General features: G+C 46.5%; 22 protein-coding genes. 12 read left to right on the plus strand and 10 right to left on the minus strand.

Annotated features, from left to right (window positions below; all coding sequences use genetic code 11):
• The first annotated feature begins 65 nt into the window (after positions 1 to 65).
• Complete coding sequence (locus tag CZ502_RS02320) at positions 66 to 5,546, plus strand: mucin-binding protein (RefSeq protein ID WP_076459503.1); 5,481 nt, start codon at positions 66 to 68, stop codon at positions 5,544 to 5,546.
• Between the two features lie 414 nt (positions 5,547 to 5,960).
• Complete coding sequence (gene efp, locus CZ502_RS02325; RefSeq protein ID WP_076459504.1) at positions 5,961 to 6,518, plus strand: elongation factor P; 558 nt, start codon at positions 5,961 to 5,963, stop codon at positions 6,516 to 6,518.
• A 44-nt stretch (positions 6,519 to 6,562) separates the two neighbouring features.
• Here the strand turns inward: efp and CZ502_RS10765 are convergent, their stop codons facing one another.
• From CZ502_RS10765 to CZ502_RS02340, 4 genes are all read right to left on the minus strand, one after another.
• A complete protein-coding gene (locus tag CZ502_RS10765) occupies positions 6,563 to 6,721 on the minus strand; it encodes a hypothetical protein (RefSeq protein ID WP_200804213.1) in 159 nt (52 codons plus the stop codon).
• Between the two features lies 1 nt (position 6,722).
• Positions 6,723 to 7,034 carry a hypothetical protein gene (locus tag CZ502_RS02330; protein WP_076459505.1) on the minus strand — a complete coding sequence of 104 codons (312 nt, stop codon included), beginning with the start codon at positions 7,032 to 7,034 and terminating at the stop codon, positions 6,723 to 6,725.
• Positions 7,015 to 8,310, minus strand: coding sequence for a Y-family DNA polymerase (locus tag CZ502_RS02335; protein WP_076459506.1), 1,296 nt, complete (start codon positions 8,308 to 8,310; stop codon positions 7,015 to 7,017). Before CZ502_RS02335 ends, CZ502_RS02330 begins: the two co-directional genes overlap by 20 nt.
• A gap of 126 nt (positions 8,311 to 8,436) precedes the next feature.
• Complete coding sequence (locus tag CZ502_RS02340) at positions 8,437 to 8,946, minus strand: GNAT family N-acetyltransferase (protein WP_255372232.1); 510 nt, start codon at positions 8,944 to 8,946, stop codon at positions 8,437 to 8,439.
• 137 nt (positions 8,947 to 9,083) lie between these two features.
• Here CZ502_RS02340 and CZ502_RS02345 point away from each other — a divergent pair, with 137 nt between their 5' ends.
• Positions 9,084 to 10,085, plus strand: coding sequence for a hypothetical protein (locus CZ502_RS02345; RefSeq protein ID WP_076459508.1), 1,002 nt, complete (start codon positions 9,084 to 9,086; stop codon positions 10,083 to 10,085).
• Between the two features lie 61 nt (positions 10,086 to 10,146).
• Positions 10,147 to 11,322 (plus strand): ATP-binding protein, encoded by a 1,176-nt coding sequence (locus CZ502_RS02350; protein ID WP_083673309.1) that lies wholly within the window; start codon positions 10,147 to 10,149, stop codon positions 11,320 to 11,322.
• A gap of 52 nt (positions 11,323 to 11,374) precedes the next feature.
• Here CZ502_RS02350 and CZ502_RS02355 read toward each other — a convergent pair whose 3' ends face one another.
• Positions 11,375 to 11,686, minus strand: a complete 312-nt coding sequence (locus CZ502_RS02355; RefSeq protein ID WP_076459509.1) for a heavy metal-binding domain-containing protein — start codon at positions 11,684 to 11,686, stop codon at positions 11,375 to 11,377.
• Positions 11,687 to 12,165: 479 nt separating this feature from the next.
• Complete coding sequence (locus CZ502_RS02360; RefSeq protein WP_076459510.1) at positions 12,166 to 13,938, minus strand: oleate hydratase; 1,773 nt, start codon at positions 13,936 to 13,938, stop codon at positions 12,166 to 12,168.
• Positions 13,939 to 14,153: 215 nt separating this feature from the next.
• Here CZ502_RS02360 and CZ502_RS02365 point away from each other — a divergent pair, with 215 nt between their 5' ends.
• The 3 genes from CZ502_RS02365 to CZ502_RS02375 are packed head-to-tail and all read left to right on the plus strand — an operon-like array spanning position 14,154 to position 16,875.
• Complete coding sequence (locus CZ502_RS02365) at positions 14,154 to 15,497, plus strand: TrkH family potassium uptake protein (RefSeq protein ID WP_076459511.1); 1,344 nt, start codon at positions 14,154 to 14,156, stop codon at positions 15,495 to 15,497.
• The gene (locus tag CZ502_RS02370) at positions 15,490 to 16,158 is read left to right on the plus strand and encodes a potassium channel family protein (RefSeq protein WP_076459512.1); all 669 of its coding nucleotides are present in this window, start codon (positions 15,490 to 15,492) and stop codon (positions 16,156 to 16,158) included. The genes CZ502_RS02365 and CZ502_RS02370 overlap by 8 nt, the downstream gene beginning before the upstream one ends.
• Before the next feature lie 21 nt (positions 16,159 to 16,179).
• Positions 16,180 to 16,875 (plus strand): class I SAM-dependent methyltransferase, encoded by a 696-nt coding sequence (locus CZ502_RS02375; RefSeq protein WP_076459513.1) that lies wholly within the window; start codon positions 16,180 to 16,182, stop codon positions 16,873 to 16,875.
• Between the two features lie 117 nt (positions 16,876 to 16,992).
• Here the strand turns inward: CZ502_RS02375 and CZ502_RS02380 are convergent, their stop codons facing one another.
• Both CZ502_RS02380 and hemH read right to left on the minus strand, forming a co-directional pair.
• Complete coding sequence (locus CZ502_RS02380; protein WP_076459514.1) at positions 16,993 to 18,297, minus strand: Nramp family divalent metal transporter; 1,305 nt, start codon at positions 18,295 to 18,297, stop codon at positions 16,993 to 16,995.
• Positions 18,297 to 19,235: a ferrochelatase gene (gene hemH, locus CZ502_RS02385; RefSeq protein WP_076459515.1), complete on the minus strand. Its 939-nt coding sequence runs from the start codon at positions 19,233 to 19,235 to the stop codon at positions 18,297 to 18,299. Before hemH ends, CZ502_RS02380 begins: the two co-directional genes overlap by 1 nt.
• Before the next feature lie 140 nt (positions 19,236 to 19,375).
• On the opposite strand from hemH, the gene CZ502_RS02390 reads away from it, so the two are divergent.
• The 3 genes from CZ502_RS02390 (at position 19,376) to CZ502_RS02400 (ending at position 22,133) form a co-directional block, all read left to right on the plus strand.
• The gene (locus CZ502_RS02390) at positions 19,376 to 20,227 is read left to right on the plus strand and encodes an Rpn family recombination-promoting nuclease/putative transposase (protein ID WP_200804214.1); all 852 of its coding nucleotides are present in this window, start codon (positions 19,376 to 19,378) and stop codon (positions 20,225 to 20,227) included.
• 258 nt (positions 20,228 to 20,485) lie between these two features.
• Positions 20,486 to 21,400 (plus strand): PLP-dependent cysteine synthase family protein, encoded by a 915-nt coding sequence (locus tag CZ502_RS02395; protein ID WP_076459516.1) that lies wholly within the window; start codon positions 20,486 to 20,488, stop codon positions 21,398 to 21,400.
• Between the two features lie 193 nt (positions 21,401 to 21,593).
• Entirely contained in the window at positions 21,594 to 22,133 is a 540-nt protein-coding gene (locus CZ502_RS02400) for a flavodoxin family protein (protein ID WP_076459517.1), read from the plus strand.
• A 75-nt stretch (positions 22,134 to 22,208) separates the two neighbouring features.
• Here the strand turns inward: CZ502_RS02400 and CZ502_RS02405 are convergent, their stop codons facing one another.
• On the minus strand, positions 22,209 to 22,907 hold the full coding sequence (locus CZ502_RS02405; protein WP_076459518.1) for an Lreu_0056 family protein: 699 nt from the start codon (positions 22,905 to 22,907) through the stop codon (positions 22,209 to 22,211).
• 21 nt (positions 22,908 to 22,928) lie between these two features.
• A complete protein-coding gene (locus tag CZ502_RS02410; protein WP_076459519.1) occupies positions 22,929 to 24,176 on the minus strand; it encodes an LPXTG cell wall anchor domain-containing protein in 1,248 nt (415 codons plus the stop codon).
• Between the two features lie 195 nt (positions 24,177 to 24,371).
• Between CZ502_RS02410 and CZ502_RS02415 the strand changes: the two genes are divergently transcribed.
• Complete coding sequence (locus CZ502_RS02415; protein WP_076459520.1) at positions 24,372 to 25,106, plus strand: zinc ribbon domain-containing protein; 735 nt, start codon at positions 24,372 to 24,374, stop codon at positions 25,104 to 25,106.
• A 20-nt stretch (positions 25,107 to 25,126) separates the two neighbouring features.
• Positions 25,127 to 25,903: a zinc ribbon domain-containing protein gene (locus CZ502_RS02420; RefSeq protein ID WP_076459521.1), complete on the plus strand. Its 777-nt coding sequence runs from the start codon at positions 25,127 to 25,129 to the stop codon at positions 25,901 to 25,903.
• Positions 25,904 to 26,003: the final 100 nt, after the last annotated feature.

Genomic DNA, 26,003 nt, shown 5'->3' on the forward strand with positions numbered 1-26,003 from the left:
TTATGGGAGCTCATAAATATCATAACTATTCATTGTTATCTAATGATTAAGGGGGATAAAAGGATATGCTATCTCATAATAATTTACAAGAACAAATAAACAAAAGTGAACCTACCAAGCAACGCTTTGCAATTAAGAAGTTAACTGTTGGTGTTGCTTCTGTATTATTAGGGGTTACTTTTGCTGGTACTGCTTCAGCCGACACTGCTGACACTAACGCAAACTCAGGTGCAGACAACGACGGCGCAGGCCAAACCGACCACACGTTAAACCTTGCTAATGCCAAGAGTGCAACAATGAAGCAAGCTCCTATTGCTGATAATTTACAAGCAACGGTAGCAAATCCTGCTGGTAACGTGACTACCCCGGTAGCAAGTGGGTATGAAGATGCGGTTGATAAGGCCGTTGGTGAAGCAATGGACAATGCTTCAGCAGCCATGGCCGCTAATAAGAATGATCAACAGGCAACGGTTTCTGATAAGGATGCAGAAGAGACAGTTGCAAAGACAGAGGTCTTCTTACCAACCACAACCCCTGCTGCTGACCACGCAATCAACACCCTGGCGGATCAAAAAGTTCAGGCAAGCAAGAAAGTTAACAATAATGTAACCCAGACTTACAGCATTAAGGTGACAGCTGTTGATGATCTAACTGGTAAGGCACCGGTAACTTCCAACTACGCCTTTAACTATAACTTTAAGAATGGGGTCTACTCCGCTAACCTAAAGGACGGTTCAAACACTTATTCATTTGGGACTGCCCCAACTGGTTACAAGTTGTTGAATCCGGAAATCTTACAGGACAACTTCTTGATGAAGGACAATATGGGGGTTGTTAACGGTAAAGACGTTGACATTACCTTACACTATGCACCGATCTCACCAATTTTGATTTACTACGTTGATGAAGACTCCGGTGAAGTATTATCTACTTCATCCGTTGGTGCAAATACATCTAGTACCGCTAGTCAAGCATACCTTGCTGGCGACCCAACAGCCGTCGGTCCTTCGAAGTTCCGGGCCGCTGCAATTGATATCCCAGGTTACGTGCTGGACGGTAATGAATACCAAATCGAAAATTATACTAACGTGCAGTCAAAGGGTAACTTGAACTACCAAAAGGTTACTTTTAAGTATAAGAAGATCATGGACAACCAGAACCCGAAGGATAGCCAAAAGGGTTCCGGTGCCCAATACGGAGAATACTTCGGTCCTGAATGGAGTACGATTGATCCGGCTGATGTATTCCAGGTTTCTGGTGTTCAGGGGATGAAGTACCAAAACGAACAAAACGGTGACGTTGAGGCGCGGATGGACGCGGTAATCAACAAGTACAAGAACCAGGGTTACACCTACGTTGGTACTTTTAACTACCACCAAAACGATGATTACTACAACTGGAACGAAGCATCAACCGCGTTAAACCTTGTACCAAACAAGCCGGTAACGGTGCAATTCATTGACGAACAGGGGAACAAGTTAGCTGCTAACGAAACGATTGCCTTTAACCATGACAACCCCGACCAAACGAATAACGGGATTAACCCTGATAAGCACTTCTACTCAAAGGGTGAATGGAAGGCAACACCAAAGGAATTTGCTGGCTACACCCTGCGGACAACATACGGGGCAACCAATGGACAATTTACCCCTTACGCTTACGTGGTAACGTTTGAATACGCTAAGCAAGCCAATGCAGAAGTTAAGTACATCGATGATACAACCGGTGACCAACTCCACGCTGATAACCTCGATGGTTTCGTCGGTGACAAGATTGATTACTCAACGGCTAACCGTATTGCTAACTACGAAAATGACGGTTATGTCCTTGTTTCAGATAGCTTTGGTAAAGACGGTCAGACTTATCAGGATGGCAGCAATGTCTTTGAAGTTCACTTGAAGCATGGGACCCAGCCAATTAACCCAATGAAGCCTGGCAACTTCGCTGTTACTGATCTGCAAAGCGATGTTACCCGGACGATTAACTATGTTAACGAACAAGGTGAAAAGGTTGCTGACCCGGTATCACAAGCAGTTCACTTTGATGCTAACGGGATCGTTGATAAGGTTACTGGTAAATTGGTAACGATTGATGATAAAGGCAACATTACTGGTAAGGGTGAATTAACTTGGACTCCAGCACAATCCGTTGATGGGGTTGTTTCACCAGCGATTGACCGGATGCACGTGGTAAAGGTTAGTCAAGATGCTGACGGGAACAACGTTAAGGGTGTTTCGCTCAACCATGATGATAAGAGCTACACCGTTACTGTAACTTATGCTGATAACGGAACGACTGAAGAAAACGCCCAAAACATCCCAGCTAGTCAAACCGTGCACTTCGTTGACGAAGCCGGCAACGAGCTAGTCAAGGACAACGTTCAAACTAGCGAGTTTGTGCGGACAGCTGATGTAGTTGATTCAACAACTGGTGACATAATTACTGAAGGAAAGTGGAACGAAACTAGCCACGTCTTCGGTGAAGTTAACGTGCCGGTAGTTAAGGGCTACGTTGCTAAAGTAAAGACTGCTGGTGGCTTGGAAGCAACGACTGATGAGCCAAACGTTGAAATGACGGTTGTTTACCACAAGGTTGGGAAGATCGTTCCAGTTGACCCATCTGGCAACCCAATTCCAAAAGCACCAACACCAGACTATCCAAATGATCCGGAAGACCCAACGAGCGTAACGCCAGATCAAAAGGTACCGGACGTTCCTGGTTACGTACCTTCAGTCCCAACGATCACGCCAGAAAATCCAACAAAGGATACTGAGGTCGTTTACAACCAAATTCAAAACGCCGACTTAGTAATCGTTGACCAGGATAACGGCAGCAAGCAAATCGTTGCTGACGGTGTAACGACGAAGTTCGCTGATTCTGGAATTGAAGATAACGAAATTAAGTTTAACGGGATTGCCGACGCAATTAATGCCCTTGAGGCAAAGGGTTACGTTTACGTTGACTCGACCTTTAAGACTGGTGACAAGTTCGACGGCGATGGTGAAACTGACCAACACTTCACGATTACGATGAAGCACGGTAGTCAACCAGTTAACCCTCAAAACCCAGGTAAGCCTGGTGAACCAATCAACCCGAACGACCCAGAAGGTCCGAAGTACCCAGCCGGATCAGACCAAGTAACGACTGATGTTACCCGGACGATCGAATACGTTGATAACAATGGTAACCAGATTGCTGACCCAATTGATCAAACTGCCCACTTCGAAGGTAATGGGGTACTTGATAAGGTAACCGGTGAATGGATCACCCCAATTACCTGGACTGGTGATGGTGACTTAGCTGGTGCGAAGACGCCAGTAGTAGACGGCTACCACGTAACTGGTGTAAGTGGTGACAGTAAGGACAACGTTAACGTTGATGCGACAACTGTTGACCACGGCACTGACAGCTACAAGGTTACGGTAACCTATGCACAAAACGGTAAGATCGTTCCAGTTGACCCATCTGGTAACCCAATTCCAGGTGCACCAACACCAACTTACCCAACTGATCCAAGTGATCCTGCAAAGGTAACGCCAAACGAACCAGTACCATCAGTTCCAGGCTTTACCCCATCAACGCCAACTGTAACGCCACAAAACCCTGGTGTTGATACTCCGGTTGTCTACAACCCAATTATCAACGACCAGCACGCAACGGTAACTTACATTGACGATGATACTAACAAGACCCTTGATATCGCTAAGTTGACTGGTAAGCCTGGTTCAACCAGTGACTACCGGACAGCTGACACGATCAAGAACTTTATCAACCAAGGTTACAAGTTAGTAAGCAATGATTACCCAGCAAACGGGGTTGTCTTCGATGATGATGACAGTGTTGACCAAAACTTCACGGTCCACTTCACACACACGACAACGGACTTCAACCCGAACAACCCAGGTAAGCCGGGCGAACCATTGAACCCTAACTACCCAGAAGGGCCAAAGGTAACCAATGATGACGTTGATTACCAGCGGGACGTAACGGCAACGGTTCACTACGTTGGTGCCGGCAATAATAACCCGGCTGACAATGTCCAAAATGCTCAATGGACGCGGACAATCACCGTTGATAACGTAACTGGTGAAATCGTTAAGAGCACGGAATGGCTCAGCAACAAGGATAGCTACGATGCCGTTAAGACCCCAGTTGTCGACGGCTACTACGCTGACCAGGCACAAGTGGACGGCCACAAGGTAACATTGGAGAACCAAGAATCAACTGTAACGTACGCACCAAACGGTAAGATCGTGCCAGTTGATCCCCAAGGTAACCCAATTCCAAATGCGCCAACACCACAGTACCCAACTGATCCAAGCGACCCAACGAATGTAACACCAAATGAACCGGTACCATCAATTCCTGGTTACACACCTTCTGTACCAACGGTAACACCACAAAACCCTGGTGTTGATACCCCAGTTGTTTACACGAAGGACACGGTTGTACCAAAGCCAGAAAGTGAACAAAGTGCGGTTGTTAACTACATCGACCAAGATAATAACAACGCCCAAATTGCAACGTCTGGTAAGTTGACTGGTAAGTTAGGGGAGAAGATCGACTACAGTACCGCTGATACGATTAAGGCCCTTGAAAACCAAGGTTACGAATTAGTAACGGATGGTTTCCCAGCAGGCGCAACCTATGACAATGATGACGATGTTGAACAAGTCTTCACCGTTGTCTTGAAGCATGGTCACGCCCCAGTTGGCCCTAACAATCCACACACCCCAGGTACACCAATCAATCCTGGCGAACCGGACGGACCAAAGTGGCCATCAGAAGATAATTACCAGAAGGAATACACTTCAACAGTTCACTTCGTTGACAACAACGGTAACAAGTTGAGTGACGATGATACTCAATATTCAACTTGGGGCCGGACATTGATCATCGACAAGGTTACTGGTGAAATCACCAACCCAGATGAAAACTGGACTTCTGACAAGGACAGCTATGACGCTGTTAAGGTACCGGTAGTTGATGGCTACGTAGCTGACAAGGCGGTAGTTCCAGCTAAGAAGGCTGTTCAAGAAAACCTTGAAGAAACAGTTACCTACAGTCAGATTGGTAACATCGTCCCAGTTGACCCTAGTGGCAACCGGATCCCTAATGTCCCTGTTCAACAATACAAGAACGACCCAGCAGATCCAACGAAGGTTCAACCAGACGAAAGTGTTCCAGAAATCCCTGGCATGACACCAAGTGTAACAACGGTAACGCCAGTTAACCCAACTGAAGATACGCCAGTTGTTTACACGATGCCAACGCCAGTAACGCCACAGACGCCAAGCGAACCAGCTGAACCGGCTAAGCCAGCTGAAGAACCAGCTAAGCCTGCACCAAAGGCACCGGCAACGCCACAAAAGGAAGCTACTCCGGCTCCTGAAAAGGCTGCGCCAGCCCCAGCTGCTCAACCAGCCGCTAAGACATTGCCACAAACTGGGAATGAAACTAGTGACTCCGCTGCCGCCTTAGGCCTTGCTGCCCTTGGCTTATCTGGCATGTTGGTTGCTGGTAAGAAGCGCCGCAAGGAAGACTAATTAATGTTGAACAAATAAAAGTTATGCGGAGAGTTGTGGTTAATTGATGAAGGTTTATTGCAAAGGCTTAACAACAATGCAATGGATATAGTGGCTTAACGATTCATAGCAACAAACTCGACGCATAAAAGCAAAGCCTCGTGAACTTTCACGAGGCTTTGTTATGTCAGTGATTACAAGCGACAATCGCTGCTGGCTTAGGATTGTGCTCGCTTTATTTCTTGCAAGACATAGTTAATTGTGATTGCTGAATGTGATACAATAGACTACGAATGTGTTGTGGGCAGGTGGCTCACAATTTAATGGCGGAGAACGTAGCCGAAGTAATGGATGGGTTTGCCAATGACCTAATCTAACTTAAAGCTCGACCATCGAGCATCGTTCAGATTTAAATGATGAAGGAGTTTTTATACTATGATTCAAACAATCGATTTGAAAAAGGGCATGGTTTTTGAACGTGACGGTAAGTTATTAAAGGTTCTACAAATCAACCACCACAAGCCAGGTAAGGGTAACACTTTGATGCAAATGGACATCCAAGACCTTCGCTCAGGCTCAATCGTTCACACGACGATGCGTCCTTCTGAAAAGGTTGAACAAGTTAACGTTGACAAGCGTAACGCACAATACCTTTACGATGAAGGTGACTCAGCTGTCTTCATGGACCTTGAAAGCTACGAACAATACAGCTTAAACCATGAATTGCTTGGTGATGACAAGAACTACCTTGTTGAAAACATGAATGTTATCTTAAACTTCGTTAACGGTGACATCATCGGTGTTGAATTACCAACAACAGTTGAATTGACTGTTCAAGAAACTGAACCAATGATCAAGGGTGCCACTATTGATGGTGGTGGTAAGCCAGCAACAATGGAAACTGGTTTAGTTGTTAACGTTCCTGCATTTATCAAGAACGGTGACAAGTTAATCATCAACACTACTGATGGTAGTTACAAGTCACGTGCCTAATTATTAGGCTGGAAAGCTCTCTTTGCGGAAGCAGGAGGGCTTTTTTATTTGTCCTTTTTATTTTCCCGTTCTTCCTTGCGGATTGCGGCGGTGTGTTCAGAAAGGAGAAAACCACCCCATTTGATCTTGCCTCGGTCATGGTAATAGTACTTGAAAAAGGTCTCGGCGACCCGGTCTGCTTCTGCTGGTGAATAAAACTTCATGTTACTTAACCTCCTCATAAAGAATTCGCCGTTCCTGGCGGGGGAAATTAAGGTATTCAAAGGTGAATTGGTAGGACTGACGGATCGCTTTGAGGACGACGAGCAGGTCGTCAAATGAACAATCCTGTAATCGTAGGAGCGGGAGCGACTTGCTGAATGTCCGTGGTGGCTGGATGTTGAAAAAGAGACTATAACCGTTATCTGGATGGTAGTGGTTAATTGAAATCCAGTAGCGGGTTCGGGGGATATTTGTAAAGCTATTGTCAATCCGGGTTAAGGCGTTATTAATTTCCTTATTCAAAGCTGTTGCCACCACTGTGACCACCTACCAATCCACTACGGGCGATGAATGTTCCGCCAGGTTTAAGACTATTGGCCCGCATGATTGCGGTCTTGCCAAATCGCCGCCGGATCTCATCCATTACGTCCTCCACCTTGACTTTATCTTGGCGCGGTGAGCTAAAAATATCGAGCTGCTCGCCATACCGGCTAGTAAGTCGTGTCACGGAAACACCAATGTGGCGGACAGCGGCGCCTTCTTCCCAGTATTTGTCGAATAGGTAGAGGAGTTGTGCAGTGATCTTGTCGGTCTCGGCGGTCGATGTGCTGAGTTTAAGGGAGTGAGCGAAGCCGGCACCGTACCTATCTTGAATACTTAGGGAGTAGCCGATTGAAAGGTAGACCCCACCGGCCTGTTTGTTATGGGCCCTTAACCTGGAACAGATCTGTGCACCAAGTTCCTTGATTACGACTTCGATCTCGTCTTTTTGACAGTAGTCACGGGGAAGAACCTGCGAGTTGCCGATGCTCTTATCCCGTCTTAATACCTGGGTGTGCATGTTAGTCCGGTCAATCCCCCAGGCGGTCGCGTAAAGCTGGGTCCCCATCAGCCCGAGCTTTTCTTTGAGGAGGTATGGGTCAGCATTCGCAAGTTGATGGATATTATGGATGTTGAGGGCGGCTAACCTTGCGGCAGTCCGGTGATTGATCCCCCAAATATCGGTGATATCAGCAATCGGCCAGATCTTATTGGGGACGGTATCGTAAGTAATGACCCCGATAAATTCGGAATTATGCTTGGAGTATATATCCAGGGCAATCTTTGCCTGGAGGGGGTTGTTACCAAGGCCAACGGTCGTAATGAGGTCTAAGCGTTCCTTTACCTCGTGCTGGATCCGGCGAACGACCTGGAGAATATTATTGCCAAAGAGGCGCCAGGAGTGGGTCAGATTAAGGATCGACTCGTCAATCGAATAGGGAATCAGGTCCTCATCGGCCACGTATTCGCGAAAGATATTGTTGACCGCGATATTGCGCTCAATGTAAAGGTTCATCCGTGGGGGGACAACTAATAGACGCTTGTCATTAGGAAGGTCGCGCCGGCGGTTGACATTGGAGATGTTAAACATCCGCTTGGCGGCGGGGGAAGAAGCGAGCACGAGACCCCCATTAGTGTTGGCGGCTTCGGACATGACCACTAGCGGAGTCGTCAAAGGGTCAAGTCCCCGTGCCGTACACTCAACCGTCGCGTAAAAAGACTTATTATCAATAACTAGGTATACCCCGGTTGGTTCCTGTGAGTAATCCATAACCTTCACCTCGAACATTTGTTTGCAGCAATAGTATATCATGGGAACGAGTGTTCGTAAATGGTCAATTTAAATTAAATGGAAAATAAAAACGCACCGTGGAACTTTCCATGGTACGTCTAATAATTACTGAATCAACCAGCCGAGTGGCCACGAGAACCATTCGAAGACCTTATCGACTTTTTGCTGGTTGATCTTTTTGTTGGTTGCTAAAACCTGAAAGGTGACTTTTTCTTCCTTAAATAACTTTGGCGTTGGGAAAAAGCCATTTTTCCTGTAAAACCGCATCCGCCGCAACCGCTGCTGGTTATTAGCAGCCTGTGGATTTGGTTGTTCGACGTCGAGAACCAGCGAGTCTTGAGGGTAGAGATGGCGGATCGCATTAATGATCCGACTCCCATACCCTCGTGAGCGCACCTGGTCGTTGACGGCAAGGTAGAGGATATAGTGCATCCCGTGGCTGTGGATGACGTAGGCAAAGCCGATGAATTGCTCGTGGTCATAAAAGGCCATGAAGTCGGCCTGGCGGTACTTGCTCTTGAGCATTAACCACATCCAGGGTTCCCGTTCATACTTGGGGAAAGCACGCATATACAATTGTTTTACTTGACTATATTCTTTTAAACTCAACCTCACGGGCTGTATGTCTAAATCCAAAAAATATCACTCCTTATGAATAACCATTTTACCAGAAAGCAAAGCAATAAACAATTTGCAGATGAACACTTGTTCTGTTATAGTAAATGGAGCTTGTTAATACGGAGGAATGACAGATGGAAAAGATTATTGCCCTTACCCACCAGCAACGTGAAGAGATCTTACGGCAGTTAACCGCTGCGCAGGTTGAAGCACTCGGTGATTTTACCCGGTACGCAATGCTTTCCCGTTTCCATACCCGTCACTACCTTGACCAGACTGATTGGCAGTTTGAGGGGATGGTAGTTGACCCGTGGTACCGGCGTAGTCATGACCACCGGGGAGAAAACTTGTATTGTGATTGTGGGCGCCGGTTGAAAAACCAGTTTATCCTGCGCTCCCGGTCGACTGGTCGCCGGCTATTTCTGGGGATTTCCCATTTCCAGCAGCACGCTAGTATTCCCGCTAAGGTGGCCCGGGAGATCCAGCAGGGGATAAACGAGATCAACCTATACATGGACAGCATCTTGCTTGAGTATCGCGCTGGTCAGCGTTTTCCTGGGCAGCTTTTTCAGGAAGTGGTTGACCAGCAGGGATTTAAGCACCGGGAGAGCACCCTATTATACCAACGGTGCAATCTCTTCAAAGAAGTTGACCTTCCCCTTCACCAGCAGGACATGGCAGAACTACGGGCCCTTTACCAGCAGGTCCAGGCAGGGCAACGACAACGGCTGACCAAGGCAGAAATTCGTGAAATCCTAGCAGGCATTGTTGACGATTGGCGACAAATCGACCAGCAGATCAGTTCCTTTAACTATGACTTGCGGCAGATGGGGTTAGGGGTACAGGCGCTTCACCGGATAAAGAGTAACGCGGTCAATTATGCCCTCCAGCGCCGGAAAAGTCGCTTCTTTGTCAGCGAATATAAGCAGTTATTAGGGTTAACCTTGACCAAGGCGCGCAGTCAGCTAGCGATCAAGCTTCGTCAATTATCCTTTTACCTTCAGCTGATGACGACAGTTCCAACAGCACGGATAAAGTGTATGCAGGCACAACAAACCCTACTTGCGCACCAGGTTAAGCTTACCAAGTCCCATTTCTTTGGGCTTGAAGAGGCAAAACGCCTGTTAAATAATTAGACTTTTGGCGAAGCACTCGTCATAATAAAAGGGTTAGTAGCAGATAGGAGAGGAGCGATTGATGGCAGTGGAAACATTTGTGTTTGAAAAGTTATTTGGTGATGACCAGCGCCAAGTTGTGTTAGATAGTACCCTTCGCCACCACCTGTTAATTGTGGGGCAGACAGGGAGTGGGAAAACAACGACCACCCTGTCCTTGCTTGACCAGCTACAACATATGAGCCAGACGACGATCGTCTTTGACCCGACTGGCGAATACGCCCAGCTGCCCAATGCCGTGACTTACCGCCTGGGGGACAATGCCTATTTAGAAGCCGGAATGTTGACAGCGAGTGAGCTTCAAGAAGTTCTCCAGTTAAACTTACAGAACCAACTGCGTGCTAAGTTTCAGCAGGCAATTGATGCGCTGTGCATTCAGCACAATATTAATAACCAGCAGGGCGCTTATAAGAAAATTAACTTGCCGATTGCGGACTACCAGGAAAAGCTTGCGCAGCTAGGGACGTGGACGAGTGATTACCGGATCCAGGACCTCTTTGACCAGCTGATTGAAGAATTTATCATCCCGTATGAGGATGAACGGGCAGACTACCAGCTATTGGGGCAGCAGTATAACCGGCAGGCAATTAGCGCTGCTTGGGATGACCTGGCAAGCTTACGTGAACGGCTGGCTAGTACAATGTTTACCACAATTTTTGATACGAAGGCTCACCCAGGGACGTTTAAGACCGAGTTAAATTTTGTCTTAAAGATGTTTCTTAACCACAAGAGCAGTCACCGCACATTAGTGATTGACCTTTCGCTCCTGAAAAATTATGAAAATAGCCAGCGGGCCATCATCTCCTTTTTGCTGAAGAAAATCTTACGGATGCGGCTCCAGACACCGCGTGAGTTACCGGTCAACATTGTGATTGATGAGGCGCACCGTTACCTGCCACGAGACGAACGCCGCTTAGCAGATAATGGCATTTTCCAGGTCTTGCGGGAGGGGCGGAAGCTACACCTCAAGATGATTTTGACGACCCAGTCACCGCTCGATTTACCGGCCCGGCTACGGTCACAGTTTAGTAATGTCGTCATTCACCGCTTGGCGGCCGGGGATGAAGTGGCGAGCCTGCCCGGGTTGACGACTGTGGCTAAGAAATTGGACCAGTTGCAAACCGGCTATGCCTTTTTGAAAACACTCGGCAACCCAGCCGTCGCGGTGACGGTCAATCCCCCGCAGTGGTGGAGCTAAGATTGAAAAAAGAGGTTGGCAAAAGAACTTACCAACCTCTTTTCGAATAGCACTACTTAAACTTAACTGCCGTTCCGTACGCGACGACAGACTGCATATCATTGCTGATGGAGCCGGAATCAAAGCGCATCATTACGACCGCATCAGCGCCCTTCTTACTTGCTTCATCGGTCATCCGTTGGATTGCTTTTTCTCGTGACGTCTGCAACATCTTGGTATAACCCTTGATTTCACCGCCGACGATATTTTTCAGGCCGGCGCCGAAATCACTAATGAGGTTTCGTGACTGGGTGGTTACCCCAAACACTTCCCCGATTACTTCATAGTCATGTCCTGGAACGTTTTCCGTGGTGGTAATTAGCATAATTGTTTCCTCCTTTAGTTGTGAATGATATCACTAGTACGGCTTTGCTAATTGTGAGCGAAATCACTGATCGTTCAGTCATTGAAAATACTGGTATATCAGTGATAGAATCGAAAATTAACACAAAATAGCCGAAAATCCTTTAAAAATAAATGAACCAATTCACAATCTTGTGGTATAATATGGGCTAACGAGTTGAAAGGCTCGTTAGAAAACATGAACAATAACGACTGTTGAAACAATAAACATATCCCTTTATCCAATTAACATCAAAACGTAATTTGTTTCTCATACAGTCACCGAAATTAAAGCTAGTTCCAACTTCATCCTTGGAATTGGCTTTTTTGTTTTTCAAAAGTAATCCAGAACCAGTGAGTATCCCCCTAACTTAATTTTAAAAGGAAAAGCGGTTTAAAGCAAAAATGAGGCTTTACCCCCACTAACCAGTGGAAATAAGGCCTCATTTGCTGTTTGTTTTATTAAATCAAGTGCTGCTCTTTCATTATTTGACCAATCCAGTTCTTCTCCAGCTTTTTCAAGATTGGCTGACTAACTACCTTTGGAATCGGGAGATCAAGGTCTTCGATTGGCTTCTTATCGTTCATGTAGTACATTGCCCGCATCAGTTCACGGATGTCGTAAACGGAATTGAATACTTCGGGAACCCCCCGGTCAACGTTGAGGAGACTGTAGACAGCTTCCATTGCGGTCCGGACAGAGTATTCCGTCGTGAAGACTGTGTCGCGGGTTGGTGATTCGGCAAAGTTACCGATAAAGGCAAGGTTAGCAGAGCCCTCTGGGACAACTGCTGGCCGGTCACCCTTAACCCGTGGCATAAAGTAACTGGTAATAAATGGCATGTAAACAGGAACGGTATTGATTGATTCTTCCTTTGTCAGTTCGTCAATCAGTGCGTCAGGAACACCGAGGTGGTAGAGCCATTCCTTGGTGATTTCTTCACCGGTACAGTCAACAATCCGTTTCTTGATGTAGTTACCTTCCGTATCGGAGTATAGGCCGTAGATCCAGACAATCGTTTCGTTGTCCTTTTGGTTCTTAAAGTGTGGTTGACGGTGAATTGTCCAGCTCAGCATCCAGTTGGAGTCAGTCACGGTGATGATTCCACCAGTATTGACCTTACCGTCGTGGAGGCTCCGCTTAGTCAGCCGTTCGATGTATGGCTCAACTTGAGGATTCTTGACGGTTGCAGTGGCGGAAACGAACCAGCTCCGGTCGGGGAGGTTCTTGCAGAAGACATCCGGGTGCCCAAAGGCTGGTGACTGTTCAGCGATGTTTTCCCATAGCTTCCAGCTGCCGCCAAGCTTGTGGTTTGGCTGGGCAACCTCATGGTGACTACCATAAGTAGAGCTTTCGGTGATCGAACCGTTAGTGACAAAAACGATATCATCGTCAGTCAGGTCGATTGATTTATCTTCACCACCCTGGGTCAGCAAGATCTTCTTGGCGTGCTTTTCGCCGTCCTTCGTGTCAACTAAGACATTCTTTACCTGGGTGTCATATTCAAATTGAACCCCGTGATCCTTAAGGTAGGCAAGGAGTGGCTTGGTCATTGACTCGTACTGGTTGTACTTGTTGAACTTGAGGGCCGTGAAGTCTGGTAAACCATCGATGTGGTGGATAAACCGCATTGCATACCGCCGCATTTCAGCCAGTGAGTGCCATTTTTCAAAGGCAAACATCGTTGACCAGTATGTCCAGAAGTTGCTCTTGAAGAAATCATCGGAGAAGTAGTCGGCGATTGTCTGGTCACCAAGGTCTTCTTCAGGAGTTAAGATCAGCTTCATCAGTTCCTTCGTCGATTTGCCAAGAAGGTACTTGCCATCAGTTGGCAATTCGTTACCCCGCTTGTAAGTTAGCCGACAATTAGAACTGTTGGGGTCATCCTTGTCGAGCCAGTAGTATTCGTCGAGGTATGATGCGCCGGGAACCTCTAGTGATGGGATTGACCGGTACATGTCCCACATACACTCAAAGTGGTTTTCCATTTCCCGCCCACCACGGGTGACAAAACCAATGGCTGGACGGTCCTCACCATCTAGTGAACCACCGGCAATTGGGAGTTCTTCAAAAACATGAATATTTGCTCCTGGTACTTGTGCATCGCGAACCAGGAAAACAGCGGCCGACAGCCCCGCAAGACCAGCACCAACAATATAGGCGTGTTTGTTATCAACGCCTGCTGGCTTTCGGGGGCGGGCAAACGCTTCGTAGTTTCCGTTGGAGTAATACATGAAAATTTCCCCTTTCCATTCCATAAAAACAGCAACTAATCTCCATCTCTATTGTAGCGCTTTCATCTATGGAAAGCTCGTAAATAGGACTACTTTGCGTAAGTGTATCAAAATGAGGTCAGCGCTCCCGGCCTTTTCCAATAAATCAAGGGTACAGAATTTATAAAAAACGCTTATAATTAGTAGAGTAACGATAAAAAAAGGAGGGGCGAATAGTGATTGAAATAAATAACCATAAGTACTCATTTCCGAAAATTCTTACTTATGGTTTCTTGATTGTGATCTTTATGGGAACAGTCTTGCTATCATTGCCTTTTGCTACTAAGCCGGGGGAAACGACTACTTTTATGACCGCCTTCTTCACTTCAACGAGTGCTACCTGTGTGACGGGGTTGACGCTGGTTAGTACAGCGACCCACTGGACGATTTTTGGTCAGATCGTCATCGCAATGCTAATCGAAGTTGGTGGACTGGGGTTCATGACCTTTGCCGTAATGATGTCATTAATCGTTCGGCAGCGGATGCGGATGTCGACCCGTTTATTGACGCAGGAGGCCCTTAACCTCGACCACCTTTCCCAACTAAGCGTGGTCTATTTAATTATCCGTCTGTCGCTGTTGATCCAGCTTGCAGGCAGCATCTTTTTATTTTTTGACTTTTACCCGCGCTACGGTCTAAAAAAGGGGCTATGGTTTAGTATCTTCCACTCCATTTCGGCCTTTTGTAATGCGGGGTTTGACTTATTTGGCAACAGCATGGAAAACTACGCTAACGACCCGTACATGCTTTGTGTATTGGCAGTCTTAATTATCGCTGGTTCGCTGGGCTTTTTAGTATGGAAAGACATCCTCGGCTACCATCGCTACCACCGTTTGTCCTTGCATACCCAGCTGGCCCTGCGGACGGGGGCGGTATTATTTGTCTTATCGCTGGTTGTTTATTTCATTACTGAGAAAAACCTTTCCCAGCTGAGTGACAAACTTTCTGCTTCCCAGCGGGCCCTTAATACCATCTTCATGGCAATTACTCCCCGGACGGCCGGGTTGATTACGTTCCCGTACACCGACCTTAGTGCCGCCGGAATTGCCTTTACCGTGATCTTGATGTTCATCGGGGGGACACCAGGGTCGACTGCTGGTGGGGTTAAGACGACAACGATTGGGTTGCTGACGATCCAGAGCTTTGCGACCTTGCGGGGGAGAAAAGATACGAACTTTGCTCACCGGCGGTTTACGCAAGAAAATATCTTCCGGGCCTTGACCTTACTATTTATGGCCCTATTTATCCTGTTAGTGGCGGTCTTACTCCTTGTTGAGACCCAGGATTTGCCAAAGCATGACACGCTAGCTTACGTTACGTTTGAAGCGGTGGCGGCTTTCGGAACGACCGGGATTTCACTGGGGATTACCCCGAACCTTAATTTACTTGGGCAACTGATTATCATGTTCTTGATGTTTGTTGGCCGGGTGGGGATTTACACCGTGATGTTCTCAATTTTAAATGCAAATACGAATGTGAAGAGCTACCGTTATCCAGAGGAGAGTGTTTTGATTGGCTAAAAAGGAAAGTTATGCAGTTATTGGCATTGGACAATTTGGGGCGGCAATCTGTGAATCCCTAGTTCAGGCTGGCCAAGAAGTGCTGGCAATTGATGCCAATGAGGAAGTCGTCAACGAATTTGCTGGTTCAGTGATGCGGGCTGTTATTGCTGATGCCCAGGATGAAGATGCCTTGCGTGATCTTGATATTGGGAGTTTTGACCATGTCTATATCTCAATTGGGAAAAACGTGGAAGCAAGTATTATGGCGACGCTGATTGCCAAGGAATTAGGCGCGCCGGATGTAATCTGCCGGGCGGAAAACGTCAACCATGCCCGGGTCCTTGAACGAGTGGGGGCCGACATGGTTGTCCGGCCAGAGCACGATTTGGCCAAACGGCTGATCTTCCAGCAGCTTAACCCGAGTGTCGTTGACTACGTGACCCTTAGTAAAGAAGTGACGCTTGCGGAAGTCAACATCAACAATCCAAAATTTTTCGGGAAGACCCTCGATGACTTAGACTTCAGAAATCGTTATAATGTCAACGTTATTATTATTGTAAGTAAGGATGACGAGATTAATCAGATGCCCCAGGCAAATGACATCATTCAACCCCACGATAAGATTACCGTGGTGGGAAGCCTGAAAGACATCCGGAAATTAAACGATATTGTTAGTTAATGGTGATAGGAGAAGAGAGAATTGAAAAAACACCAAGTGGCTACTATTAACGGCCTGTTAGCAATCATCCTGGCGGTTGCGGGTGTCGTGCTCGCAGTCAAGACAAGATGCTATTGGCACTTGCTATGGGTGATCGTCTTATTGTTTAGCGGAATAACCACCCTCAACGCTGCGTTACGGGGCGAACAGGCTATTTGGCGCCAATTATTAACTGATACGGCGGCGACCGGTCATGTGCAGATCCTGGACCTTGGTGATGGCGGGGATGTTCCCCTGCTGACCATTGCCCAGGGACTAGCAGCTCCCGGGAAGGTTACTGAAATCAGTGGCAGTGATGATGAAGAGCAGGCAATCAAGGGGATGAAGGGCCTCAAGGAAAAGGTGCAAAAAGCAGCACTAGCTGACCGGGTTGACCTGGTTAACGCAAGTATGTTTAACATGCCCTTTACGGACCATAGCTTTGATTACGTGACCTTTAGCTATACCCTGCAAGAAATCACCCCTGCAATTACGCGGGGCCGGGCTTTACAGGAGGCAGCGCGGGCACTATCTGCCCAGGGGACACTCTTGATCGTTGATACCGGGGACTTTACGCGGATTAAGGCCGTACTTGCTAATATTGGTTTCAAAGATATTCGTATTAAGAATGCCGGCATTAATGGCTGGTGGAGCGGTCCCTGGCGGCCAACTAAGATTATGATCGCCAGGCGTCGGTAAATACCGCGAGCCGCTGTTGATGAACTTATGACGATAATAAAATTTTTTGTTGCCCGCCTAAAGAAGGCTGCAACTACAAAATCCCGCGACGTGATAATGCGTTGCGGGATTTTGTAGTTAAAATAGCACTAATAAATTTAAGCCGGTGACCAGACTAGCGAGGAGATAACCAAGAATTGTTTGCCAGCTGGTATTGGCGTGAGGACCCATCATTTTTTTGCTCCCGGTCAATGCGACCAGTGGGTATAGCGTAAATGGCAGGGCAATACTTAAGATCACTTGGGCATAGATGATCAACTGTTCAAACTGTTCTTCGTCAAAGTTGATGATAAAGCCGATGATTAAGATTGGAACAAGGGTTACTGCCCGGGTTAACAGCCGCCGTTGCCACAAGGGGAGGCGGATGTTGATAAATCCTTCCATTACGATCTGCCCGGCAAGGGTACTGGTAATCGACGAAATGAGGCCGGTAATCAATAACGCGAAGGCGAAGAGCCAGCTCATTAGCGGACTGGCAAGGTCACCAACAACCTGGGGATTGCGCAGCCCGACGAAGACATCTTCTAAACTACCGAGGCTGGCAGAATGAAAGAAGAGGGTTCCACCAAGGATCAGGAGCAGGGCGTTGACAATAAAGGCCGCAAACAGGTGGATCAACGAGTCCCAGTTAGCAAAACGGAGCGTTTCGCGGACCTGTTTTGCGTCATGATCATCGTAGCGCCGGCTTTGGGCAAGGGATGAATGGAGGTAGATGTTATGGGGCATGATTGTTGCGCCGACAATCCCAAGACTCAGCAGCAGTTCACTGTGGTTGGTGAAGATCACCGTCCGGGGAAGGAAACCGTCCATAATTGCCGTAAAGTGGGGATGGGCACGGCAAACCTCAACCGCGAAGATGATCCCAACGGTAAGGATTGCGGCAAGGACGATAAATTCAATCCGCCTAATGCCGAAGTGAAGAAATAAGAGCACGATCAACACGTCCGCGATAGTGAGAAGCACCCCAATGACCAGGGGAAGCTTGAATAACATGTTGAGGGCAACCGCGGTTCCCACGACCCCGGTGAGGTCGGTTGCCATCATTGCGACTTCGTTGAGCAGCCAGAGAATGATGCGGAAAGGTTTCGTTACGTGGTCCGCAATTGCTTGGGCAAGGTCCGTCCGGGTTGCGACCCCGAGTTTGATTGCTAAGGACTGCATGAACATTGCAATCAGAATCGCCGTCAGGAGAATGACCAGTAGCTGGTAGCGGTATTGGCTACCGCCAGCTAGTGAGGTTAACCAGTTCCCCGGATCCATGTAACCGACCGCGACGAGGGCGCCCGGGCCACTGTAAGCGAGAAATTTTTGCCAGAATGCGCTCTGGTAGACATTTGGCACGGCGACACTAGCATTGATTTCATCGAGACTCTTGCGTTTCATTAGTGCGCCTCTTTTTCTTGCGCCAGCGTTGCTAAAAACTGGGCAAACGCTGGATCATCGTTAAGCGACGGAACAACGTCAAGGTTATCCCCACCGTTTTCCCTGAAGGTCTGGTAGTTTTGGACCTTGTCTTCCTCAAGGGTTTCTAGGCAGTCAGCGACAAAGGAAGGAGCCGCGATAAGGATGTTGCGGTGGCCGAGCTGAGCCTCGCTTAGGAGGGTGTTTTTTAGGTAAGGCTTAAGCCAGGGCATTGGGCCAAACTTTGACTGGTAGACCATCTTAATCTTGTCAGCGGGGATAGCGAGCCGGTTGACCAGCTCAGCAGTCGTCCGTTCAGTCTCGTCCTTATACGGGTCGCCGTGCTTGACCATCGCTGCTGGAATCCCATGGTAAGAAATTAATAGCTTGTCATAGTTACCCTTGTCCCAGGCGGTTTGGATATGCTTAGTGAGGACTTTGAGATAGCCTTCTTCGTCCGCAAAACGGTCAATAATCTGTGCTGTCGGGTCAGCAGCCGTTACCTTGTCAATGATTGACTGCGTCGTACTCTTGGTGAAATGGGGAAAGAGGGCAATCACGGTTAATTGCTCGCACCTTTGTTTCATTTCCCTAATTGTGTCGCCAATCGTTGGCTTTCCATAGGTCATTGCCATCTGGACTTTCCAATCGGGTAACATGGCTTGTACTTTTGCCGTTAGCCGGCTGGTATGAACGATTAGCGGTGACCCTTCATCCAGCCAGCAGTTGCGGTAAAAGGTCGCTGAACGCCACGAGCGCATGGGAAGGATGATGCCCCGTAGTAGTGGCTGCCAAAATGCAGGTGGCATCTCAATAACGTTGCGGTCACTGAGAAATTCGGTGAGGTAGCTCTTCACATCAGGGGTGGTTGGGGTGGCGGGTGAGCCTAAATTAACAAGTAACAGTCCGTGTTTTTTCATAAAAATAGCTCCTAAAAATCAATTATTCTTATTTTACAGCATAAATTCTTAAGATGAAAAAAATGTGTTTTCCGTTTTTTTACGTATTTAAATAATAGGACGACTAATTTGTCCGAATTTACTATAATGGAGTTATCAAGATGAAAACTGATAAAACACGCCAACACTACCTCCGAAAACTGGAAGAACGCTGGGATAAGATGACGATTACCAGCGACCCACTGTTTGGGCTAGTAATGGAAAATGAGCAGATTTGCCACGGACTGATCCAACGCGCGATTCCTGAGATTACGGTTACAAAGATCAAGCGGATTGAAACGCAAAAAGACATCAGTAGTTACGGACTTGATCGGAAGGTGCGTTACGATGTTTATGTTGAAGATGACCGCGACCGCATCTATGTGATTGAGATGCAGATGGTAAACCAGCATAATTTGCCAGCGCGACTGCGTTATTACCAGGAACAAATCGATAGTGAGTTGCTTATGCCAGGGGATGATTACCAAAAGCTATTAAATTATCCCACCTATGTCATTATGTTCTGTAACTTTGACTATTTTCAGCGGGGCTGGGCCAAGTACCAGTTCGATTTTGCCTGTACTCGCGATCGCCAGCTTAAATTGGGCGACAACCGCACCGTAGTTGTCTTTAATGCGACGGCTAACACGTTTGCAGAAGATGAACCAATGCGTAACTTTCTCCAGTTGATGCGCAATCAGGTGGTTGCTAATGATAACTTTGTCCAAACTATTCAAAATGAGATTAAAAAAATTAAGCAAAGTCCAGAAAGGAGACGAGGGTTTATGAAATTTGAGCTAGATTTAATGGATGCGCGGCGGGAAGGATTTAACGCGGGCCGTGAAGACGGGATCAGAGAGCTTATCCAAAGCCTCCGACAAGCCAATTTTCCTGATGATGATATCAGAAAAAGCTTAATGAATGGCTTCCATCTGACTGCTGAACGGGCACAGGAGTACCTTCACCGCTATTGATAAAATAAGGTTGACAACTTACTTTTAGAAAGTTATTATAGTGATAATTTGATTAGAGGAGGATTAACCAAAGATGAACAACTACTTTGCTAAGGCGAATACTTGTTGTTGTGAATCGCGTCTTATGCGACTCACTCTTTGGTATTCTCATTTTTAACTGAATTACTGAAAGATTGATTGCCACATAAGGCGTAGATTCAAGGAATCCTTGGGTTTACGCCTTTTTTGCTGCCTTTTATTAGGAAGAAGGAGAAAATAATGTTAGTGGAAAATACTTACGAATTAATTGGTCATACCCCCTTAATGCACTTGCCGATGAAGACGCCGAATAATGTTAACATCTATGCAAAATTAGAAATGTTTAATCCTGGCGGTAGTATCAAGGACCGGCTGGGGATTGCCCTTATCCAACGGGGAATCGCTAGTGGCAAGGTCAATGAGCAGACGACGATAATTGAACCGACAGCAGGTAATACTGGGATTGGAGTTGCCCTTGCCGCTCTGAAATATAAGTTAGCGGTGAAACTAGTGGTGCCAGAAAAATTTAGTTTTGAAAAGCAAACCTTAATGCGGGCGCTAGGGGCTGAGGTGGTCAATACCCCAAGTGCGGCAGGGATTGAAGGGGCAATTAAGCGGGCAAAGGAACTTGCTAAGCAGGTTGGCAACGCCTACCTTCCCTTGCAATTTGCGAATACGGCTAACCCGGATGTATACCGAAAGACGCTTGGCCCGGAAATTCTAGCGGACCTAGATAACCGGCCGCTTGCTGCCTTTGTTGCTGGCGCAGGAAGCGGGGGCACCTTTGCTGGGATCCAGCGGGCCCTGCAGGATGCCTACCCAGAAATTCAGGGCTATGTTGTTGAACCAGCTGGCTCTATCCTTAACGGTGGCCCTGCCCATTCCCACCGGACAGAGGGGATCGGGGTTGAGTTTATTCCACCCTTCTTTAAAGGTTTGAATTATGCCGGCGTGAAAACGATTAGTGATGATGATGCCTTTTACTACGTTCGCTGGGCGGCAAAGAATCTTGGCTTGTTCATCGGGAGTTCAAGTGGGGCAGCACTAGCAGCAAGCTTACAGGTGGCAGCAACGTTGCCTGCCGGGGCAAACCTTGTGACAGTCTTCCCAGATTCGAGTGAGCGGTACCTAAGTGAAAATATTTACGAGAAATAGTGATGAACATCTTGCATTATTTAACAAAACAAGCCTATTTAAAGGAGGAGCCGCCAACGACGAAAAAATGGTGGGGACAAAGGTTTATTTTATGGTTAAAACAAATCCACTCCTGTTAGTGTGAACCCAAACTTATTATTTTCCATTTTGCCCGTTTCTTACTATAATCGAGGAAGATGAAAGGATGCGATAGATGATGAAGATCGTTGTATTGACAGGGAGTCCTCACCACCCGGGAAGTTCTGAAAAACTGGCGGATGCCTTTATTAAGGGCGCCCGTGAAGCTGGAAATGAAGTTTACCGCTTTGATGCGGGACGGCGGACAAGTGAGTTTTCATTGATTCAGCTAGAAGACAACCATCCAGGGCAAGAAGTGGCGATTGAGCCAGCCGATGTTGTGACTAACGAAGTGATGCCTAAGTTATTGGCTGCTGATATGGTGGTTCTCGTCAGTTCCCTGTATTATTACGGAATGAACGCAGCACTGAAGGCGGTAATCGACCGCTTCTACCACTGGAACCATGAGTTACATGGCGACAAGAAGGCAATTACGCTGGTTAGCGGCTATGGGCAAGAAGACGCCTTTGCTTCGCTTAAACTATACTTTGAGCAACTCTTCCGCTACATGCGCTGGGAACGTGTAGGCGGTGTGCTCGCTGCTGATGCTTGGAATGAAGAAAAACTTGCCAAGCACATTGACGAAGCGTACCAGCTTGGTAAACAAGTAAAATAAATACAATTAAAAACGCCACTAAATTAGTAAGCAAGTTACTAGTTTAATGGCGTTATTTAGTTCGGAGATATTTTTCTAAAGAAGGTGAGGGGATGCCGATCGTCCACCCTGTTGATTAATAATGACACTCATATCATCAATATCTTCATCATCTTCAGTAGTTTCGTCGTTTTCACCTTCATCATCACTATCATCAGCCTCGTCATCGGAATCCGCCGTGCTTTCACTATCATCCGGATTATTGCCATCCTTCAAATTTTGGGCAGCCGCGTCAACGCTTTCTTTGTCGGCAGATGACGAGTAGAACTTGTCTTCAAGTTCTTTTAACGACACAGTGGAAGAAGTGTACTGCGCCTCTGCATCACTCGTCCCAGCACTATCCATTTGATAAATTGTCACCTGGTCACCATTGACGCTAAAGGAAATCGTGCCGACGGTCGAACCGGCGCTAACCAGGTAATCCCCATCATTACCGTTATTGTTATCGCCAGTATTAGTACTAAAGTATAGTTCTTCGCTGCCGGCACTTTTACCGAATACTTCTTCGTAAGCCAGGATCCCGATTACCCGGGGGTCACTAACGGTAGTGGTGCTAGAAGTAGTGGCACTGGACGACTTCTTGCTGGCGGCGCTCCTTAGAACATGCTTTTGTGATGAACTGCTGGTTTGGCTTGTTGATGAAGAACTAGCAGCGTTATCACTGCTACTGCTTTCACAAGCGGCAAGTGAACAGCCAGCAAGGACCGTTGCAGCAATTGTGATTAGTTTTTTCATTACTTCCTCCTCGAAAAATTACTAGAATTTGCGCTTCCGGCCGAAACCAAACATGGTGGCGAGGGTAATCAGTCCCAAGCCAAGGCCAGCAGCAACGGCGCCATTCTGATTACCGGTTTGTGGTAGGCGCGCTTGCTTAACTGGTGAAACCGGTGCTGTGCTAGGTGAAATTGTTGACTTAACAGCAACGGTGCTAGTAGTCGTTGTTGGCATAGTAGTAACCTTAGTCGGTTGGGGAGCAGTTTGTGGTGCCTGCTGCTGAACTGTTGTTGACCTAGCTGGCGTTGTTACCGGAGTTGGTGTACTTTCAGCAGTCTGGTCTTCAGAATTAGTAACCGGTTCGGCAGGCTGGTTATTCTTGGCCGCATATTCTTTTTGCAGGGTCTCATATTTAGCATTCCATTGAGCAATGATGTGCTTCATGTATGGCGTATAGAACTTAACATCGTATTCGGAATCGCCTGGGAACATCGTCAACTGCACGATGTGACCGGTAATATCATCCCAGTCTTGGAAGCCTGGCAAGTCATAAAAGCGTGTGTAGTCAGAGTCACTGAGCTTAACGTTATCACCACCATAATAGTCAGCAATATGCTTGAATTGCTTTACTAAGTCAGTGTATTCAGCCGGAGCCTTGTAAGTTTCTGGCTGCCCCTGAAGAAGCTTAATCTCATGGTCGAGCCAATCAATGTAAAATTGGTCGTCTTGTGGCACTTCCTTGACAGCAGTCCGCAGTGGCAGACCATAATCTGGCGTTGGCAGGGTGCCGGATTCACCATCCTTGTAGGTGTAGTTACTGATCATGTCTAAACTATAGTTAAAGTTTTGCACGTTTTTACGTAGGCCTTCGGGGTTGGCGGTAATGATTTCATTTCGCGCATCATTAGCTTCATAGAGCTTTTGCGCCAAGGCTGGTGAGAATTGGCTCGTTGGTTTGGTCGAAAAACTTCCTAAACCGTTTCCGCCCATAAAGGGAATCCCATCGCTACTAAATGTCTTGCGTGCTAGATCATAATTTGCTTCATAAGCTTTTTGATACTGAGCTTGCTTTTGGGCTTCGGCTTGGTCCAAAGCTGCCGGGTCAATCACTTGCTCCTTGGCTTGACTAGGCGCTGCTGAATTAGTCGCGCTTGTCGTTTGCGTCGGCTGGGTTTCCGCTGGGGCGGTGGTATCAGCACTTGCAACGGTGTTATCCAGCGCAGCGGCGGCAGTTAATGACATTCCTAAAGCAACACTAGTATATAAGATTTGACGAATATGTTTTTTCATAATCAAAATCTCCCTAATAAAAATTTATAAACTAATGATAAGTAAATCCAGATATAAAGGGAATGCTTTTTCAGTGAAGGACACTGAGCTTCAGTAAATATTTACTGAAGGTAATCGGCGTTTACTGAAAAGCGGTTTACAAGGATAAACACCCAACGTACGATAATTACCGAAATAAATGAGGAGGATTAATTTATGGATAAGTTTTGTCCACAGTGCGGAAGCAAGATCGCGAAGACCGCTAAATTTTGTCCACACTGTGGTTATGATTTTTCTGTACGGGTGAAGACCGCGCCTGCAAAGCACCAGTCAGTTAAGCCCCAAAAGAAAAGTGGCGTGATGAAAAAACTGGTTATCCTTGCAATGATTATTGTGGTTGTCGTGGCTGCTGGCGCTTATGTTATGGATCGCGAAAACAGTAGTGCTAGTCAATCGGCAACAAGTAGTGCAGCTAGTTCTTCGGCAACGCCTGCTGAACATTCAGTAAGTAGTTCGTCTACATCCGCTTCATCTGAGCGAAAGAGTGGCGAGAAAATTTCTTCAGATATTGGTCCCAAAGGAAGTGCAGCAGCCGTAACTTATTTTGCTTCGCGGAATAATGTTGATGGTTGGTCTGATATGACTAAAAGTGGGAATTTGGAAGTTGACTTGTCGACTGATGATGACCTATTAGATTGCTTGGCAAAAAAGGGACAGGAAATGGCTTATATAGTGTCTGATAATGGTGAGTCAGGTGATCGTAAACTTGTTTACACGATTGATGAGGACAACACGATTAATATTTATTCTTTACCAGCTGATTATGATGTGGATACTGTGTACACGCCGGCTAAGAGTGTTGCAAAAGATGAAATGATTAATCAGATTAATAAAGATCATTATGCGGCCGCCGTCAAGAATATGACGAATAATGTTTCAATTGAACAATAGAATTAGAGAGGAATTTAATAATGAAGTTTTGCCCAAATTGTGGAAATAAGTTGCAGCCAGGTGATAAGTTTTGTGAAAACTGTGGCTATAAGTTAACAGCTAATAATGAAAGTAGTGCCAAAGAAACTAAAGCGGTTAACCAAGAAAAGCCTGCTCCTCAAGTTAAGAAGAGAGAAGAAGTAAAGCATGAGGCACCTGCTACGCCTAAAAACAGGAGTACAAAGGATCGTTCTAATAAAGAAGATGCAAATACTAATGAAACACTAGTAAAAGCAAAAGCAAAATTGAAGGAAATTAGTAATAATATCGATATTGAGAAAGTAAAGAAGGAGGCACGGAACAACCCCAAGAAATATGGCCTTATTGGTGTAGTTGTTATAGTTGCTTTAATTATTCTAGGAAATGTTATCCATAATGTTCAGATGCAACCTGATCATGCTTTGGTTAATAAACCATATGTAATGACGATGAATACGAAGACAACAACGCAAGGCTGGTTTACTAACAAGACAGACAATAATACTGGAAGTATCACCGTTTATCTAGATAGCGGAAAGAAGAAATTGTATGCTGGGAAAACAGCGAGCGAAGCAAAGGAGAATGCTAAGAATGATGAAGTAGGCGGTAGCTATACTTTAAGTGATAGTACGCTTAAGGTTTCAAGTGGCGATGATATTATGGGGGACATTCAAATTAATAATATCCATCGGTCTGGCGATGAATATGTTGGAAATATACAACCGATAAGCCAAGACGATATGAAGATCAGTGGTACTGTAACTTTCCGGAAAGCATAGGAAAGATATTCATACGCTAAGGATGGACGATCTGTTGGAATATATAAGTACTGGATGTTGTTGCAAAAGCTAGTTTTCCGATTTAATCTAGTCAGCATTT

The sequence above is a fragment of the Limosilactobacillus caccae genome (assembly GCF_900156885.1).
In the GTDB taxonomy this organism is placed as follows: domain Bacteria; phylum Bacillota; class Bacilli; order Lactobacillales; family Lactobacillaceae; genus Limosilactobacillus; species Limosilactobacillus caccae.